Consider the following 18,311-nt stretch of genomic DNA (forward strand, 5'->3'; position numbering starts at 1 on the left):
AGTTTTTGTTCTTCCAGAAAACACCTTACCCCGACCATCACAGAAATTCCGGACAGTCAGGGTGATTAAAAGCTACCGAAAAGTCGGGCGACATTCAAACAATTCAATAAAAAAGCCGTTCTTCCCGGCATTGGTCGGATCAGAACGGCTCTACATCGAACAGTTGAGGATGATTATTTTTTTTCTTCTGTCTTTACTTCTTCCTTCATCATAGTCTTCTTTTCCATGTGTTTTTTCATATCATGCTTCTCGCCCATTTTTTCCATGTGCTTCTTCATATTTTGCTTCTCACACTTTGCCGTGGTATCTTTTGGGCAGGTTCCTTTGCTTCCTTTTTCACACTTCTCTTTGCATGCTTTCTTGCATTCTGCACACTTTGCACAGCACTTACCGTCGCACTTTTCGCCTGTGCATTTGTCGCAGCATTTCTTGTCTTTGCAGCAATCCATTTTCTCTTTGCATTCTTTCATCACGTTCTTTTTAACCTTTACAACTTTTTCAACTTTCTTCTCCACGGGTTTATCCTGTGCAAACATTGTCTGCGAGACCATGACAGCAATAATCAACATAAAAACACATACGAGCTTCCGCATACAACACTCCTTTTGTTTAATACATCATGAGAGAATGAATAATAATTTTGCGGTGTACTGGTTGCTATCCTATAAAAGTTTAGCATCCTTCCGCTTGGTATTAAGATAGAAGAAAAGCGCTGAATTTCCAATGTGCTTAACTAATGAAATTTGCATCGCTTTTTTGTAGATTTCAATTATTCTATGTATATCATTAGATGAACAGCCGTGCAACCACCATACGAACCATTGTTCTATCCATTGCAACTGCCGCTTGCTTGTTAAACGGGTGCATTGGTAAAGACGAATCGGCGGCAGTACATGTTCCTTCTCCGAACCATTCCGGAGGATGGTTTCGCCAGGCAGTTGTTGATCTGGGCGCTCACATTCAGATGCTAACACCTGTATCGGGCTTTGCGTCATCGCGCGGACGAGGCCCAGAAGTACCTGGACGTATGTATCGTTTCACCAACGGTAAATGGGATCCCATTCTTACCTATCCGTACTCTGATTCTCCTCTCATCTCTGCCGCAGACACAACAACGGTTTTTCTTGTTCATCACCTTGTTCATTCTGGTAACTGCCGCCCTGTTCTCGAGGAATGGCGGAGCGGCACCGTAAAAGAAATCCCTCTTCCGAAAGTGATGTGGGATCAAACCGATTATGTAATGTTTAAAAGTCTCTCGCAACTGCCTAACAAGCGTATGTGGATGGTAGGTCAACAGGGACATATTCTTGCACTTGACGACGATCATTGGAAAAAATCGCCAAGCCCGCTGATTCATGATGAACGTACGAATGCATACGAAGGAGACCTTAATGACGTCTGTATGCTTTCGTCCTTATCCGGCTGGGCTGTGGGACGCGATGGTGTCATCCTGCAATGCGTTCAAGGACAGTGGAAGCGTTTCAACTCTCCGACACAGAACGATCTTTTCAAAATCAGTCTGCCGGATGAGCGCCACGGATGGATAGTTGGAGATAAAGGAACCCTATTGGAATTCGACGGCAATGCATGGCATTCCGTCCCGCTCGGTACGCAACAGTTATTGACATCGGTGAGGGCAGTTGATTCGACACACGTTTGGATCGTGGGACCCGGCTCGACACTTCTTGTGTACAATGGAAAGACATGGATGACCGATGAATCTATTAAAACTTACGATGATACTTTTTCCGACGTGGACGCTACCTATGATTCTTCCGGTACGTTTCATGTTTGGGTCATTGGCGATAGGGGAATATATACAAATTCACAATCGCTCGAATTCTCGTTCACAGACATTACTTTACAAGCTGCGCTGAGACGCACCGGGAGATCCGGTATTTTCTTCAATCGAACAGGAGGTAATTGTCCCGACTTGCTTATACTCGGAGACGGCGGTCCAAGTCTCCTCTTTCGTAACAACGGACAAAATGTGTACTCAGATGCGACTCTGGAATCCGGTTTTGAAAGCGTTGCTAGTGAATGGCAGGCAATGGCCATTGGGGATGTAAACAACGACGGTTCACTCGACATTTTGGAACTTGGCAGCAGCCTGAAGTACCATCTGTTCCTCGGAACTGAAGGCGGACGATTTCGCAACAGTACCGATCGAACGAGGGTCCAAATTCAAGAGAATGTCTCAGGTTCCGGCAGCGCTGTACGACTCGTCGACTTTGATAATGACGGCAACCTCGACGCATATACTTCCAATGAGGACGGCAGTGATATGTTGTTCCGTAACGACGGCACAGGAAAATTTGTGAATGTCTTTCTTTCATCCGGGATTACAAAATTACTGAAACATCGTTCGTTCGGCGCAACGTTCGGCGATTTCAACAACGACGGCCTAGTCGATATCGTTATCCCCTATTACGTAGGTGAGGATGGGAGATTTATCGATTGTTTTCTGAATGACGGCAACTTCAAATTTCACGCTTCTCCTAATTCTACCTTTGTCTCAAAAGAAAATCCCGCTCCAACTGTGTGTATTGCAGCCGACTTCAATAACGATGGCAACCTCGATCTTCTTGTCCATAATCAAGGTTCATTGCCGTGGCTGCTGCTCAATGATGGTCACGCGCATTTCCGCAGACTTTCTTCAGAGGTCGGTTTTTCCGCTCCGATCTTCCAGCCCGACCCGACAAACGGAACTATTGCAGCAGGCGATGTGAACAATGATGGCTGGATCGATGTTTTTATTGCTTCAAAATTATTCCTGAACCAGCATTGCGAACGATTCATTGAAGTATCCGAACAAACCGGTATTCAATTCACCGGTCACCCTTCATTCGCAGATATCGATAATGACGGCGACCTTGATCTCTTTATCGGCAGTTCAGAGCGGTCTCTTGGCAAGGGCGATCGAACAGCACTTTTCCGAAATAATTTAAACGACAATAATTTCATCAAAGTTCATATCCTTGGCGATAGGAGCAATCGAGCGGCCATAGGCGCCAAGGTATTTGTCGAAGATCCGTTGCAGCCTTCCATTCGGCAGCTTCGTGTTGTCGGCATTGGTTCTAATCCGATGGTGCCGCAGGATGTTTCCGAAGTGCATTTCGGTGTTCAGCCGGGAAGGCGGTACACTCTACGAGTGATTTTTCCTTCAGGCATAGAACAAACGAAAGAAGAAGTACTTGCCGGAAGCCGATTAGACTTTATCGAATCATCTATCATTCCACGAGTCGCAATCCTTACATCAAAATCTATCGGCCGAACTCTGAAGATGATAGACTTGCCTGTAGAACTGGTAAAATTTGCGGCTGTCATAGCCCTGGTCCTGTTGATGGTTGGCGGTGGAATAAAAGTCGGTGCGGGGAAATTCACGCGCCGCTGGTATTTCCCGCTTGCCGGTCTTGTTGCGTATTTCGTCCTTCTTCATTTCACTATCATAGACGGCCAATTCTTTTCGACGGCTGTCTCATTCGGCGTGCTTCTCATTGGAGGAGGAGTATCGGTGGGTGCTGCCCGGGTGATTATTCGAAGACATGAAGCTCAGTATGTATCACACTACAAATTGCTCGGTTTGCTCGGCCAGGGCGGGATGGGACGTGTCTTCAAAGCCATAGACATCAACACAAAACAGACGGTGGCTCTCAAGGTTCTCAATCCTGAAATTGTCAAGGACACGGAGAACAAAAAACGACTGCTGAGCGAAGGACAACTGCTGAACTCTTTTTCGCATCCGCACATTGTCCATGTACTGGAAGTGGCAGATACCAGTACGGGCGGATTTATCGCAATGGAATTTCTCGCCGGCGGAACTCTCAAACAAACGCTGGAGCGCTTGCATCCGCTGCCGCTGGCGGAGATAAAACGCGTGCTTCTACAAGTGTGCAATGGGTTATCGGAAGTACACAGGCACGGAATCGTTCATCGCGATTTGAAGACAGGCAACATCATGTTTGATTCCAGTGGAATCATAAGGATTATGGATTTCGGATTATCAAAGTCGCCGTTGGTGACAACGATGACTTCGCTCGGCACAGTGCTTGGCACACTCGGTTATGTCGCACCCGAACAAATCACGAATCAAAGTGTCGATCAGCGTACCGACATTTTTTCTCTCGGTGTCATCATCAGCGAACTCCTGACCAATACTCTGCCGTTCAAAGGTGAGAATGAGATCGCGCTTATACATTCCATTTTCAATGTTGTTCCGCCGCCGCCTTCTACTCTCCGGCCGGATGTGACGTCTGCATGGGATTCGATTGTGGCAAGATGCCTGGCGAAGAATCCACATGAACGATATGGCTCAGCAGAGGAAGTAAGAACAGCGATAGAAGAAACGGTGCTAACCTGACGCAATAGAACACCCCGCAAGGATGACGATGGTAGAATTTGATGATGCATAGTTTTCATTGCTGTTACGGTTTCTCGTTGCTACATTAGGAACATCCATCTTGGAAAAGTAAATGGCTTCAACAATAGAAATTCAACAACGGCTGCAGAAACTCATTGGCGACTCGATGAGCACGCTCTCGGCTGGCTTTATGGATCTCAGCGCACAGTTGAAGGTACCTGAAACCCTTACCGATGCCTCCCGCAAAGTAGACAAATTATTCCACATAGTGTTAGACTCCAGCCGTTTGTTAACAGCAGAAATAAACACGCTCGTTGATCATCTGGAAAAAACGGACCGACAGTACGAGCGTCTGAACGAAGAAAGGCGAAGGCTTGAAGTATTGTACGCCTCCGGCATTCTTTTTTCGTCCGAGACAGAAATGAGGTCGTTGATGGAGAAAGCCATCGACACCGTTGTCAAGGAACTCTCTGCCGACGCAGGATTCATTGTTCTTGTGAATAACAACGATGAAGTTGATTCAATCTTCTCCCGCAATATGGATCCGGAGAACGAACCAGAAGCGAAGGAGATGAGTATGACCGTTATCCGCACAACAATTTCGCAGTCAAAACCGACACATCTGTCCGAAGAATCAGATGAGACTTTTGCGAAACAGCAGAGTGTTATCCGGCTCGGTATTACTGCGGCGCTGTGTGTACCGTTGATCTCTAAGGGACGCGTGCTTGGCACAGTATATCTCGACCGTCGAAACAGGGAGAAGCCGTTCATTGAAAACGATCTTATTTTTCTCCTGTCCTTCGCAAAGCAAATTGTGCGCGGCCTTGAAGTCTCGCTGGAAATATCATCGTTGGAGAAGAGACTTATTCTCGAAGCTTCGATGAAATTTGAAGACCTGCGGAAAGAGTTCAAGTGCGAGAACATCATCGGCTCCAGCAAGAAACTCTTTGAATTGCTCAAACTCGCTTCAAAGATTGCTCCAACGGATGCCTCCGTAGTACTGCTGGGCGAGAATGGCACAGGCAAAGATTTGCTGGCAACAGCAATTCATCAAAACAGCCGGCGTGCCAGTAAGCCGTTCGTGATTATTAACTGCAGTGCAATTCCAGCCGATTTACTGGAGTCGGAGTTATTCGGATACGAAAGCGGCGCATTCACCGGGGCAACGAGATCAAAACCCGGCAAACTCGAACTCGCCGACGGCGGAACTGTCTTCTTTGATGAGATCGGCGAGATGAGTGTAAACCTGCAGGCGAAACTCCTCCGTGTTCTTCAAACGAAAGAACTGGAACGCCTCGGCAGCGTCCAGACAAAAAAAGTGGATATACGTATTCTGGCGGCGACGAATCGGAACATCCAGGAAATGATCAGTGCCGGTTCGTTCCGTGAAGATTTATACTATAGATTAAAAATATTCGAATTGACCGTTCCACCGCTGCGTGAACGTCGGGAAGATATTATCGATCTTGCGGAGTATTTCTTAACAAAGTACGCTGGGCCGGAACAATCATTTACCATATCAGAAGAATCGATCGATGTTCTGGAACAGTACTCATGGCCCGGCAACGTGCGCGAGCTGGAAAATGTAATTCAACGTGCTCTTGTTCTCGTAAAAACAAATGAGATTCAGCCATTGGACCTGCCTCCGGAACTGCTCGCTCAACAAGCTGATGGACCGTCCATAAAACTTGGGAAGAGCCTTTTGGATGCTGAGACAGAGTTCCGTCGTTGGTTTATCATCAAGACTTTGCGAAAAGCCAAATCGAATACCGAGGCAGCACAAATGCTCGGCATCAATCGAACACATTTTTACAAACTGCTCTCGCAACTCGATATTCAACCATAACAATATCCGACACTTCCTCAGAGAATATTCTATGCCAGAAACTAAGTCGCCAGGTATGTTGATGTTTCAATATAAGTTTCTCTTACAAGATGGATCGGAGAAATCGTTCGATGTGACACTCGATGCACAGACCTTGCGTGTTCAACAAGCCCCGCTCGCAAAAAATCCTGAATGGACAAAATTAAAATTTCATAAGTGCAGGAACTGTCCGTTGAAGGATGATGTTGAGTTCTGTCCGGTGGCGGTGAGTATAGCGCATCTCGTTGATGAATTTAAATTTTCCACTTCATTCGATAGGACATGGGTGACAGTGGAATCTGCAGAACGCACCTACGCACAAGATACATCGGTGCAAAACAGCCTCAGTGCCATTCTCGGCATTTATATGGTGACCAGCGACTGTCCGATTCTTGACTACCTTCGCCCGATGGTACGTTTTCACCTTCCGTTTGCTACAGCGACAGAGACTGTTTTCCGCGCTGTATCTATGTATTTAGTAGCACAGTACTTCCGAAAGCAGAAAGGTCTTGAACCGGATTGGAGCATGGAGGGATTAGAACAAATCTATAAGGAAGTCGGCACGGTGAACAAAGGAATGTGGAACCGGCTTTCACATGCTTCGAGTTTTGATGCCAATGTCAATGCACTCATCGTATTGAGCTCCTTTGGCGAGGCACTTCGTCTATCGCTCAAGAAAGATTTGCAGAACATTTTGCCCTTCTTTAAAAAATATGTAGAGTGAACGCAGGATAGAATTGAATTGATGAAGGAGTGTACTATTCAACAGTATCTTTACCCGCGTTCCACTATCCGGTTATCTCCTCGTTGACTCATCGACTCAACTGCTTCTTCCCCTTTTTTTTGTCGCATTTCACCGACTTTTCTTCCTGATTATCTTGTTTGTATCTAACGACAACCATTGAGGAATACATCCTTTTTTCTCGATTTCCAGACTTTTCCTCTCATATATAGATGGTACGGAGATTGATTCTTTTTTATATGAATCAAGTTGTTTAATCAATACAAGCGAAGATGAACGAACTCATTTTAGTTGTCGATCCGGATACCGTACGATTACGAAAACTCAGAGAACTTCTGAGTCGTGAGGGATTCGGCATCATGACGGCAACTGATCGTGAAACGGCCATGCAGATTTGCCGGCGGATTCCCGTTCAACTTGTGCTCGGTGAGACAAAGGAACTGGGATTTGATATCTGTGCAAATGAAGCAACTCATGACTAATAAAAAAGGCACTAACAGGACAATGGATTATCCAATTGCACTCAAAAGGGAGGTGAGTGGTGAGTTATCCGTTTTCCATGTGAAATAGCGCACAAAACCTGTAAATAATAGAAAAGAGTATTGCTTCTCGATAATCTTCTCATATATTTCAATGAAATAAATCATGAATTTGAATTACAAACAATTCATCTATTAATAACTCTCTTCCACCACTCACAGGAGGTTTCATATGAAATCTATAGTTCGATACATTTTGATTGCTGCATGTGTTGTTGCACTGTTAGGCAGCCTTGCAGCAGCACAGGATCTGCAAGAACAATTAAAAAAATTGGGGCATGACGCAGCAGTTGGTTACGTTACTCCAATTTTAGCCGGATGGGGCAACGATTTAAACTCAGCGATGTATTATTCCGCAGACTTGCATGATGTTCTTGGTTTTGATGTTGGAGTTAAAGTTGCGATGTCAAGGTTCGTTGATGCAGATAAAACATATTCATTGGGAATTCCTTCAATAAGTGTAGATCCATCGGCACTGGGAATAAACTCAATTAATGTTGGTGGCACAAATTATCCTGTACCCACTGGCACTAAGGTTGTTCTTACATCCGGCGTTAATTATCCATCAAGCGTAACAGCGAATACGGCTGTCGGAGCAAAAGATAATACTATAATTAAAACTAATAGTAATTCTGTTGGACATATTAGTTCTTCTAATCCCCTACTAAACAATCAACCCGTATCTGTCCCAGCCAATCAGCCAATTTTAACGCTTCCCGGCGGGTTTGATTTAGGTACACTGGGTGTTCCATTACCAATGCCTCAACTTGATTTAGGTTTGCCATTTGGTTTGGAATTCATGTTACGTTATGTCCCAACGATCTCGGCAGGTGATGTCGGTAAATTTAACTATTCGGGCTTCGGTCTCCGGTACAGTATCAGCCAATGGCTGCCGTTGTTCCCGGTTGATATTGCCGCTCACTTTATGACACAGAAGATGAATTTCAAATCGAAAGATGATAAAGATATCTTCTCTGCTTCTGGAACTGCCTATGGAGTTGAAGTGAGCAAGAAGCTTTTTATTCTTACTCTCTACGGCGGATTCCAACTGGAAAGTTCAACGTTAACCCTTGCTGATTTCCAGGGGTACAGTGCTGAATTAGGACAAAATGTAACGATTCCCGGATTTGAGGTGAAGGGAAGTAATAAATCCCGCTTCACTGTCGGCGCACGATTATTGTTGCTTATCGTTAATGTGCATGCAGAATACAGCATTGCAAAAAATCCAGTTATAGCCATTGGGGCTGGTATTACAATCCGCTAATAATAATTCTGTTTATCTCATAAAAAAGCTGGTCCTGCACAAGGATCAGCTTTTTTTATACAAGTATTAGATTCCCGATATCTTATCCTGTTAAACATAAAATAGATATCGGGAATCTATCTCAGGGAACCGATTTTCCTTTCTCGGAATAATTTCGTATCTTATGATTGCCTCAGGGAGCAAGTCGAGACTGGGGCATTTTTTATTAGATGGATTCCCGATTTCTATCACCGTAAGAACTTTGGTAGAAATCGGGAATCTTTACATTTATTGAAAGGCACAATGCAAGAAGTCACACATATACGAAACATCGCAATCATCGCGCATGTTGATCACGGCAAAACAACACTTGTAGATTTTATGCTTCGGCAAACAGGAACCTTCCGTGCCAACCAGGATATGGGCACGCGTGTCATGGATTCCAACGATTTAGAACGCGAACGCGGCATTACAATTTTAGCAAAGAATACTGCCGTACTGTATAAAGAGCCCAAAACCGGTGAAATCTATAAAATTAATATTGTGGATACGCCCGGTCACTCCGATTTTGCCGGTGAAGTAGAACGAACATTAAAAATGGTTGATGGCGTTCTCTTGTTGGTGGATGCCGCCGAAGGTCCGTTGCCCGGAACAAAGTTCGTTCTTAAAAAATCGCTCGATCTCAACCTGCTTCCTATCGTCGTTATAAACAAAATTGACCGCAAGGATGCACGAGCACATCAAGTGTTAGATGAAGTATTCGAACTGTTCCTGTCACTCGGCGCACACGATCAACAATTAGATTTTCCGACGATTTATAGCATTGCAAAGCAGGGAATCGCAAAAAACGAATTAGAAGATGTAGGCACAGATCTTGAACCGCTCTTTGAAGCAATTATAAAATATGTCCCATCGCCCAGCGGCGATACGCAAGGACCGTTCCAGATGCTGGTAACAACCATCGATTACAACGACTATTTAGGTCGACTTGGAATTGGAAGGGTTTCGCGCGGAAAAATTCGGCTTGGTTCTCCAATGAAAATTGTTCACCGCGATGGAATAGTGGAAGATGCGCGTGTAACAAAAATTTATACTTTTCAGGGATTGAAACGTACTGAAGTTGATGAAGCCGGAACAGGCGAAATCATAGCCGTTGCCGGTATGGAAGATGTCGATATCGGAGAGACGATTGCCGATGCTTCCGATCCGACGCCGCTGTCTTTTGTTGCTATTGAAGAACCGACGCTTTCAATGAATTTTATAGTCAACAACTCACCTTTTGCCGGGTTGGATGGCAAGTATGTCACAACGCGTCATCTTGGCGATCGCCTGGCGAGAGAACTTCGTTCCAACGTCAGCTTGCGCGTGGAATTGACAGACTCACCGGATGTATTCAAAGTGAGCGGCAGAGGTGAACTGCATCTCGGTATTCTTATCGAAACTATGCGGCGTGAAGGATATGAATTTCAGGTCTCGCGCCCTGAAGTAATACTCAAACGTATTGCTGATGTCACTTGCGAACCAATCGAGCACGTCATCATCGATGTACCCGATGAACACGTCGGTGTAGTGATAGAAAATCTTGGAAAACGTAAAGGCGAAATGCGGCAAATGATGCAGAGCCAGGGTAACACGCGATTGGAATTTCTTGCGCCTTCACGCGGACTGATTGGATTCCGTTCGGAATTAATGACGCAAACCAAAGGTACCGGTATTATGCATCATATTTTTCACGGTTACGAACCGTTCAAAGGCGAGCTGTCCCATCGAACACGCGGCGCATTGATTGTCATGGAAGAGGGTGAATCGGTCGCGTACGGTATGTGGAAGTTGCAAGAACGCTCTACGTTCTTCATCGAACCTGGTATGCGTGTTTATGCCGGCATGATTGTGGGTGAAAATTCCCGCGAGTACGATATGGTGGTCAATGTCTGCAAGACAAAACAATTGACCAATATGCGTGCTTCCGGCTCGGACGAAGCCGTTCGTCTGGAACCGCCGCGGAATCTCACACTGGAACAGGCAATCGAATGGATTGGCGAAGATGAATACGTGGAAGTGACGCCCAAGTCTATGCGTCTGCGTAAAAAATATCTCGATCATAACGAACGCAATCGCATGTCCAAGAAAAAAGCAGAAACAATAGAAGATTGAGGATGAGTAATTTAGTAATTGCCCGATTAAGATTGATCACCTGGTAACCGGTTAAGACTCATTGGTCATGTGAAATTGTTCATGAACTGTTTTCAATTTTTTTAAATACAATTTTCTAAGTTTTAAATCCTGATCTCTGGCTCCTGATTTCCTTCTAATATGTTCTCTTCCCGCACAAACTGGAATATGGCTCCCAATCAACTCTCCGATTTGATTGCGGCAAAACGACAGCGCAGAGAAGTCATTATTGACCTCACTGAATCAAATCCAACGCGTTGTGGAATCTCGTATCCTAAAAAAGAAATCATCGCTGCTCTTGCCGACGCATCATCGTTGTTGTATCAGCCAGAGCCACGAGGACTTCTCATTGCACGTAAAGCAATAGCAGATTACTACACAACGCTCGGTGCATCAGTAGCACCGGAACATATTCTGCTCACGGCAAGCACAAGTGAAGCGTATTCGTTTCTTTTCAAACTCCTCTGCAATGCAGGTGATGAAGTAATCGTTCCTCAGCCAAGTTATCCGCTCTTAGAATACCTTTGTCAACTCAACGATGTCGCGCTCCGACAATATCGCCTGGTGTACGATGGTGAGTGGCATATTGATTTCGAATCGCTTCAATCAGCATTCACCAGCCGCACACGTGCCATTGTTCTCGTCCATCCGAATAATCCAACCGGTTCATACCTCAAACAAAATGAATTCGAGCAGGTGTGTACAATGGCCGACGAACATCAATGCGCTGTCATTGCCGATGAAGTATTTCAACCGTATTCATATTTTCCCGACGCACGCCGTGCAAATGTTTTGGCGTTGAAATCTTCAGCATTGTTGTTCTCGTTAAACGGCATATCCAAACTCTTGGGACTTCCCCAGCTTAAACTTTCCTGGATCGTCATCAACGGTACTTCTCTGCATACTGTCGAAGCACTTAACCGGCTCGATATCATCGCTGATACATTTCTCTCTGTCAACACACCAGTACAAACGGCAATTCCAATGCTTCTTTCCTATGCTTCAGATATCGAAAATCAAATTCGTTTGAGAATTCAAACGAACTATACATTGTTGCAGCAAATATTTGCCGGCTCAAGCGCGTCCCTATTTCAAATAGAAGGCGGATGGTATGCAATTCTTCAGCTACCGCAGATTCGCAACGATGGTGATTGCGCTATTGAATTACTGCAACAGCAGAATATTCTTGTTCATCCAGGACATTTTTTTGATATGAAGCAAACGTCCTGCATTGTTCTTAGTTTACTGCCTCCATCGGACCTCTTTGCCAATGCTTCATCACGAATTCGGCTTTTCGTCGAACAATTGTAACCATCTACGAGTGGTGCAAATTGCGCTATTTTGAACGTTATTGACAGAAGGCGTACAGTATTACGATTTAGTCCTCACTTCAGAAACTGTTTGGCAACATCAGCCACCTATCACTTATAGAACTTTCTTAAGCGAAAGTTGACTCTTTTGGCTTTTTCGTCTACTTTCGTATGAATAGTTTTAAGAGAGGAGAATTTCTTATGCCTTTACCGACGCTGAAACCTGAAGAACGAAATGCCCGTGTATCCGCCTTACTGCGCCAGGTGGATGAAGATGTGAAAGCACAAAACCTAGATGCAGCGCTGGATCGTATTCGAAAAGTATATGAGTTCGATATAAAGAATATTTATGCCCGCGCGTATGAAGAACGTATTTTTGTAATGATGATGGAGAAAGATCGCGAAACCACAATGCGGGAGGCAAAGCAGCAAGCAGCAGAACAAGTGGATGAAGAGGTCAAGAAGCGGCTTAAAGAATTCTACAAACAACAGGAACTTGAATCGCACAAACGCAAGCAAGAAGATAAAGCGGAACAACTTCTGGAAGATCGTGCGCGTCAAGCTTCTGTGAATGAAGTACAAGAGGTGGCACACAAAGATATTACTGCTATTGAAAAAGATACTGCGCGAAAATTTGAAGAGCTTGAAAAGAGATTGATTACACAATTCCAGCAAACAGCACCGGGAACGTATTCTGCAGGTACGACAGCCGGTGCTGATGCTCTCCGGGCAGAGTACGAAGCAAAACTTCAACAATATAGAATCGCTGAAGAAGAACGGAAAAAAATTCAGGATGAGGCGTTTCTCAAATTGAAAGAGGAACAGAAACGCGCAGAAGACGAGTTGATGCATCAGATGGAAGAAGAGCGAAATGCACTTTTAGAGCGCGAACGCGAAAAAACGAAACAGCAGGAACTGGATTCTTACCGAACATTGATGAAATTGATGATGCAATTAGCTGTTCCTGCGGAAATGCAGTCTTCACTGTTGCAATCTCTCAAAATATCATTCTCGATCAGTGACACGGAACATATGGACGCAGAGCGCTCGGTACAGGTAAGCGCTTATATTGATGCGGTACGCAAACTCTGGCAAAGCGGTAGTCCGTCCGATGAAGATTTGATGCATCTCAAAAATCTCCAGCAGTTTTTTAAAATATCAGACGACGAACATGGTTCTATTACAAAACGCGTCAAAAAAGAATTGGGCATGGCGGACGATACAGCTGTCATTGTTGTTATCGACGACGATCCCTCCATCCGCAAATACATTGATCACATCCTCAAAAAAACATACAACACTGTTATCACCGCAGCCTCCGCTGAGACTGCTCTGCCGGAGATACAGAAGGCAGCACCGTCTCTCATTATCAGCGACGTCAATCTGGGCGTGGGCGTGATGAGCGGCTTTACTTTCTATGAAAAAATTGTCGCCGGCACATACGGCGAAAAGTTAAAATCTGTTCCGTACGTGTTGGTGAGTTCTCTGGAAGACGAGTTCTTTGTCCGAAGTGCCAAACAAATGGGTGTCAAAGCATATCTCGCAAAACCATTCACGCGTGAATCATTAGAAGCAACGGTAAAAAACGCACTTGCCTAATGGAGAGCGTTTAATTGCATGAATATTCTCCATGTCCTCTCTCAGTTCGAGGTGACTGGCGCGGAGGTGTATGCAGTGACACTCGCTTCGGCACAGCGTCGTCTCGGGCATTCTGTCACTCTCGCTTCTGATTCACTTCATATACCGTTCGATGGCAGTTTCATTTCGCAGCCCATCGGAAAAAGATCATACCTTCAGCGACTTCGGAATATCGTCTTTCTTATACGTTTAATTAAAGAAAAAAACATCCACATTGTGCATGGACATTCGAGAGCGGCATGCTGGGTGTGCAACCTTGCAGCACTCTTCACCGGCATTCCATTTGTTTCCACAATCCATGGTCGTCAGCATCTGCATGTGAGCAGCAGAACTTGGAGCGTGTACGGAACCAATATCATTACGGTCAGTGAAAGCCTGAGAGAACATCTCATTCGCGAGCTTCATCTGGATCCCAAACACATTACCACCATCCCAAATGGATTTGAAACACAACGCTGGATAAGCGCGGCGTTACATCAGCCAGATTCAGGTATTTTCGGAGTATCTCCAGAGATTCCAATTCTTCTCTTTATAGGAAGATTCTCCGGTCCAAAAGGCGATATTGTGAGATTTCTTGTCTCAGAAATTTTTCCTGAATTGATCAAGAAAGCGCCTTGCTCGTTGCAAATCATCGGCGGATTAAATGTTCCGGCAGATATTCCGCAGCGTGTTCAACACATGCAAGAACGTTTTGGTACTACCAGTGTGGTACTCAGAGAATTTCGGAGCGATCTTGTCCCTTTTCTACGCGCTGCGAATGTTGTCATCGGATCTGGACGTGTTGTCATGGAATCACTTTTGGCAGGTAGACCTACTATTGCCTTTGGCGAAAGTAATTATGAAGGATTCATTACACCGGATAATTATGAAGCAGCACGCCGGACAAATTTTGGCGACACAGGAATTCGGCAGTCAATGAATGCTGAATTGGTTGTGGATGATCTGGCTGCGATTCTCAACAAACCTCAGACGACCACAGATATACAACTATTAAGAAAACGTGTGCAGGAAACATGCGATATCAAAGTCGTCGAATCGAAAATCAACGCAGTGTATCAATCCGCTCTCGCTGCTGCAAAAACTCCCGCAACTATTCCTGTGTTAATGTATCATCGCGTTATTCCAGAAGCTCCAAGACATTCACACCATGGTATATGGGTCACAGCACAATCGTTTGAACAGAATCTTTTTTCGCTCAAACAACGCGGATATTCACCCATGACCTTTGAGCAGTACCAACTTTTTCTCAATGGTGAAATCGCCTTACCAAAGAAACCCATCATCCTCACATTTGACGACGGATACGAAGATAATTACATCTATGCATTTCCGTTATTGAAAAAATTTAGGTTTCCGGCTGTCATCTTCGTTGTTGTCGACGAAACGCGGCGAACGAATTTCTGGGATGCCGACGAGCCACAGGTACCATTGATGACGAATGAACAAATATGCGAAATGTCGGCAGCGGGCATCGAGTTCGGATCGCATACCGTTACGCATCCAAACCTTTCTCAATGTTCACCTGAACAGATCAGGTCTGAACTTACAGAATCAAAACACATGATGGAACAACTGACAGGGAATAAAATTATTTCTCTTGCATATCCGTATGGTGCCGTCAATGAAATCATGAAATATATCGCTGCCGAAACAGGATACAAATTTGGCATCGCGACCAACAGTGGCCCGTTGAAGTTTTATGAAGATCTATTCGAGGTTCGCCGCACACAGATTTTTCCATGGACAGATACATTTGGTTTTTGGAAAAAGACACAGCCATGGTACGTCCGATACAAGCAAAGGAAATCGAATAAGGCGGAATAACTATTCTTTTGAGGACGATAATTTAAATCCGCTCACACTGGTCAGCCCGAATCCATGCAATCTTTCCATCAACGAGTGTTACTTTCACCCACTCGCCGACTGCATCAGTCAATTTCACTTTCACACCTTCATGAATAACGAATGCATCAACAGCTTTTGCGTCCGGCGATGATTTTGCGGTTACCGTCTGGACAATGATGATGGCTTTGTCCTGCGCTGTATCCCGAAACGATTGAACACCTAACATAGCCGCACAGAGCGCAGCAAACATACAAGAAATGAAGAACACCATGCGTGCGGTACGAAGAAAAGCCGGTTGGAGAACCAAGTACATCGTGGCGAGCGAACCAAAGAGCAATACCCAGCTAAGAATAAAAATAATGCGGACAGTTTCATGCGGCATCAGTGATCCGACGGCGTGCATCCATTGAACGAGAAACATCTCCGGTACAGGTTCAATGCGGTCAACTGTTTTCAGATACGACAATTTTAAATTGTGATTTATATCGGGATCATTTGGATCTAACAGCGCGGCACGTTCATACGAAAGGATTGCTCGTGCAAGCTGTCCATCACGGTAATACGCGTTGCCGAGATTGAAATATAACTCGGCACTGAACTTACTTTGTTTCACAATGCTTTCGTATTCTCTTTCCGCTTCCTGATACTTACCGGCGCGGTATGACTCATTACCGCGGTTGAATGCATCATCCGGCGTTTGCGCTAACACCACGCTATGGAAGAACGCAATGACACACACAAACAACATCCAGCGTACATGTTTCATGCGTTCCCTCTCTTGCCAAACGACTGTTCGATACTATTAATGGCACTGGCACCGGTATCGAGCAATTCCTTACGGGCATCTGTTGTATCTGATCCTGGCGCATAACGGATAAATTCCGCCCGCTCCATACACGTTTTCAACGATTGAAGAACATCTTCATGGACGCCTTGTTGCCTTAACTGTACTACTGCCTCTTCCATCACAAATTTTGCTTTCGGTGTTCGAAGTTTATGTTCAAGATATTCCATCAGGGCTCTGAGAATTTCTGCGTGATAACTTTCGGTGTTCCCTTGTTCAAGCAAGGCACGTGCCTTCTTCAAGCGTCGCGATGCTTCGCGTCCAGCCGTCTCAAATAGGAGCAGCGGCATATCACCGTAAATTTTTTCCATGCGTTTACGGTAGAGCCATGCACCGGCAAAGACGAACGGCGGGAGAATAATTCCAAATAGAAACCACTGTGACGATTTGATTTCATCCGCACTTTGCAGATGACCGAGAGAGAGTTTGAGGAACCTTATATCTTCACCAAGCATCCGCACATCTTCTTTGGCAGCCAGACTGACACCGGAACTTGAAAAATCTTTGCCTGGCGCGATGGAGAACTCAAATTTTGATGAACGAAGAGTGATGTATTCTTTCTTATCAAGATCGAAATACACAAACTGGATCGGCTCTAATACCCGTTGACCTGCATTTCTCGGGATAAGAAGATACTCTGCTGTTTTCTTTCCTCGAATAATACCTCCGTCGCGCGAAATTTCCTCCGAAATTTTCGGTTCGTACGATTCCATGTCGGCTGGCAGTTGCGGTTTCGGCAGTGTCACTAACTTAATGTTGCCGGACCCAAGCACTGAAACACGAAGCGTAATGGGATCTCCTGCCTTCACATTTCGCGTGTCTACGTTTGCATTGAAAGCGAATCGTCCGATGGCCCCCGAAAATCCTGATGGTACATTCGATGGAATCGGATCAACAATAATTGCCAGCGGATTAGATTTCACATCCATATTCACAGTTTGTACTTGCTGGAAGAATGGGTCATTGAAAAACTGATCAAAGGGGTCATTGCTGCGCCGCTTGGACTGCACCTGTACAGCACAGCGGGCTTCGAGTGGAGCAATTTTCAAATTTCCAGCCTGTGTCGCAAATAACGCTGTCTTCTTTATCACCACTGAACGATATTGTTTACCGTTCAACGTTTCCGATGTTTGAGCCGGCTGCTTTGGCATTTCAAAATCTTCACTCCAAAACCCATCAAATGTCGGTGCTTTTGCTAAATCATATCCCGTCACAGAAACACGCGTATATAATTTGAATGTAACGATCAACTGTTCGCCCTGCCGCACACGTTGTTTGTCGGCAAAAGCTTTGATGATGAGATTGTCGCCTGCATCAGGGGTGGATTGGTTAGATTGAGATTGCTGTTGTTTTGGTTTTCCCTGTGAGACCTCAATTTGAATTGGATTAGACTTTAGTATCTTTCCTTTATAATCCATTGTTGCTGAACCAATTGTCATTTTTCCAGCCTGGCGCGCATAGAGAATGTACGTATAGCTAATAGAAGCCGACATCTTGCCGTTCACCCACTGCATATTTGTTGACTGGTTTGGGCCGGAGAGTACAACAAATTGTCCGAAATCTGGGGCTTTAAAATCCTTCACACTGTTGTAATCGCTTCCATCGAATGTGAACGTAACTCGGAATTGTTCACCTGCTGCGATTTGCGACGGCTCTGCCGAAGCTGTGAAGGTGCCGTCTTGTGCACTGGCTTTGGACATACCAATGCTCAAAGAGAGTACCACGAAAAAGAATATTAGAATCTTATTCACATC

The 18,311-nt window shown here is 45.0% G+C and carries 12 protein-coding genes; 9 read left to right on the plus strand and 3 right to left on the minus strand.

The window, feature by feature from the left end:
* Window positions 1-173 precede the first annotated feature (173 nt).
* Window positions 174-593: a hypothetical protein gene (locus tag NTX44_14615; protein MCX6122841.1), complete on the minus strand. Its 420-nt coding sequence runs from the start codon at window positions 591-593 to the stop codon at window positions 174-176.
* Window positions 594-790: 197 nt separating this feature from the next.
* Here NTX44_14615 and NTX44_14620 point away from each other — a divergent pair, with 197 nt between their 5' ends.
* The 9 genes from NTX44_14620 to NTX44_14660 all read left to right on the plus strand — a co-directional run bounded on the left by NTX44_14620 (window position 791) and on the right by NTX44_14660 (window position 15,692).
* Window positions 791-4,360 (plus strand): protein kinase, encoded by a 3,570-nt coding sequence (locus NTX44_14620; GenBank protein MCX6122842.1) that lies wholly within the window; start codon window positions 791-793, stop codon window positions 4,358-4,360.
* Window positions 4,361-4,472: 112 nt separating this feature from the next.
* Entirely contained in the window at window positions 4,473-6,206 is a 1,734-nt protein-coding gene (locus NTX44_14625) for a sigma-54-dependent Fis family transcriptional regulator (protein MCX6122843.1), read from the plus strand.
* 31 nt (window positions 6,207-6,237) lie between these two features.
* Complete coding sequence (locus NTX44_14630) at window positions 6,238-6,948, plus strand: hypothetical protein (GenBank protein ID MCX6122844.1); 711 nt, start codon at window positions 6,238-6,240, stop codon at window positions 6,946-6,948.
* A 290-nt stretch (window positions 6,949-7,238) separates the two neighbouring features.
* Entirely contained in the window at window positions 7,239-7,448 is a 210-nt protein-coding gene (locus NTX44_14635; protein MCX6122845.1) for a hypothetical protein, read from the plus strand.
* 229 nt (window positions 7,449-7,677) lie between these two features.
* Window positions 7,678-8,769, plus strand: a complete 1,092-nt coding sequence (locus tag NTX44_14640; GenBank protein ID MCX6122846.1) for a hypothetical protein — start codon at window positions 7,678-7,680, stop codon at window positions 8,767-8,769.
* Window positions 8,770-9,051: 282 nt separating this feature from the next.
* Window positions 9,052-10,902, plus strand: coding sequence for a translational GTPase TypA (gene typA / locus NTX44_14645; GenBank protein ID MCX6122847.1), 1,851 nt, complete (start codon window positions 9,052-9,054; stop codon window positions 10,900-10,902).
* Window positions 10,903-11,088: 186 nt separating this feature from the next.
* Entirely contained in the window at window positions 11,089-12,231 is a 1,143-nt protein-coding gene (locus NTX44_14650; protein MCX6122848.1) for a pyridoxal phosphate-dependent aminotransferase, read from the plus strand.
* 200 nt (window positions 12,232-12,431) lie between these two features.
* Complete coding sequence (locus NTX44_14655; GenBank protein ID MCX6122849.1) at window positions 12,432-13,829, plus strand: response regulator; 1,398 nt, start codon at window positions 12,432-12,434, stop codon at window positions 13,827-13,829.
* A gap of 18 nt (window positions 13,830-13,847) precedes the next feature.
* On the plus strand, window positions 13,848-15,692 hold the full coding sequence (locus NTX44_14660) for a polysaccharide deacetylase family protein (GenBank protein ID MCX6122850.1): 1,845 nt from the start codon (window positions 13,848-13,850) through the stop codon (window positions 15,690-15,692).
* A gap of 22 nt (window positions 15,693-15,714) precedes the next feature.
* Here NTX44_14660 and NTX44_14665 read toward each other — a convergent pair whose 3' ends face one another.
* Window positions 15,715-16,479 carry a tetratricopeptide repeat protein gene (locus NTX44_14665; GenBank protein MCX6122851.1) on the minus strand — a complete coding sequence of 255 codons (765 nt, stop codon included), beginning with the start codon at window positions 16,477-16,479 and terminating at the stop codon, window positions 15,715-15,717.
* Window positions 16,476-18,257 carry a BatD family protein gene (locus NTX44_14670; GenBank protein MCX6122852.1) on the minus strand — a complete coding sequence of 594 codons (1,782 nt, stop codon included), beginning with the start codon at window positions 18,255-18,257 and terminating at the stop codon, window positions 16,476-16,478. The genes NTX44_14665 and NTX44_14670 overlap by 4 nt, the downstream gene beginning before the upstream one ends.
* Between the last annotated feature and the right edge of the window lie 54 nt (window positions 18,258-18,311).

It is taken from the genome of Ignavibacteriales bacterium (assembly GCA_026390575.1).
Classification (GTDB): Bacteria; Bacteroidota; Ignavibacteria; order UBA10030; family UBA10030; genus Fen-1298.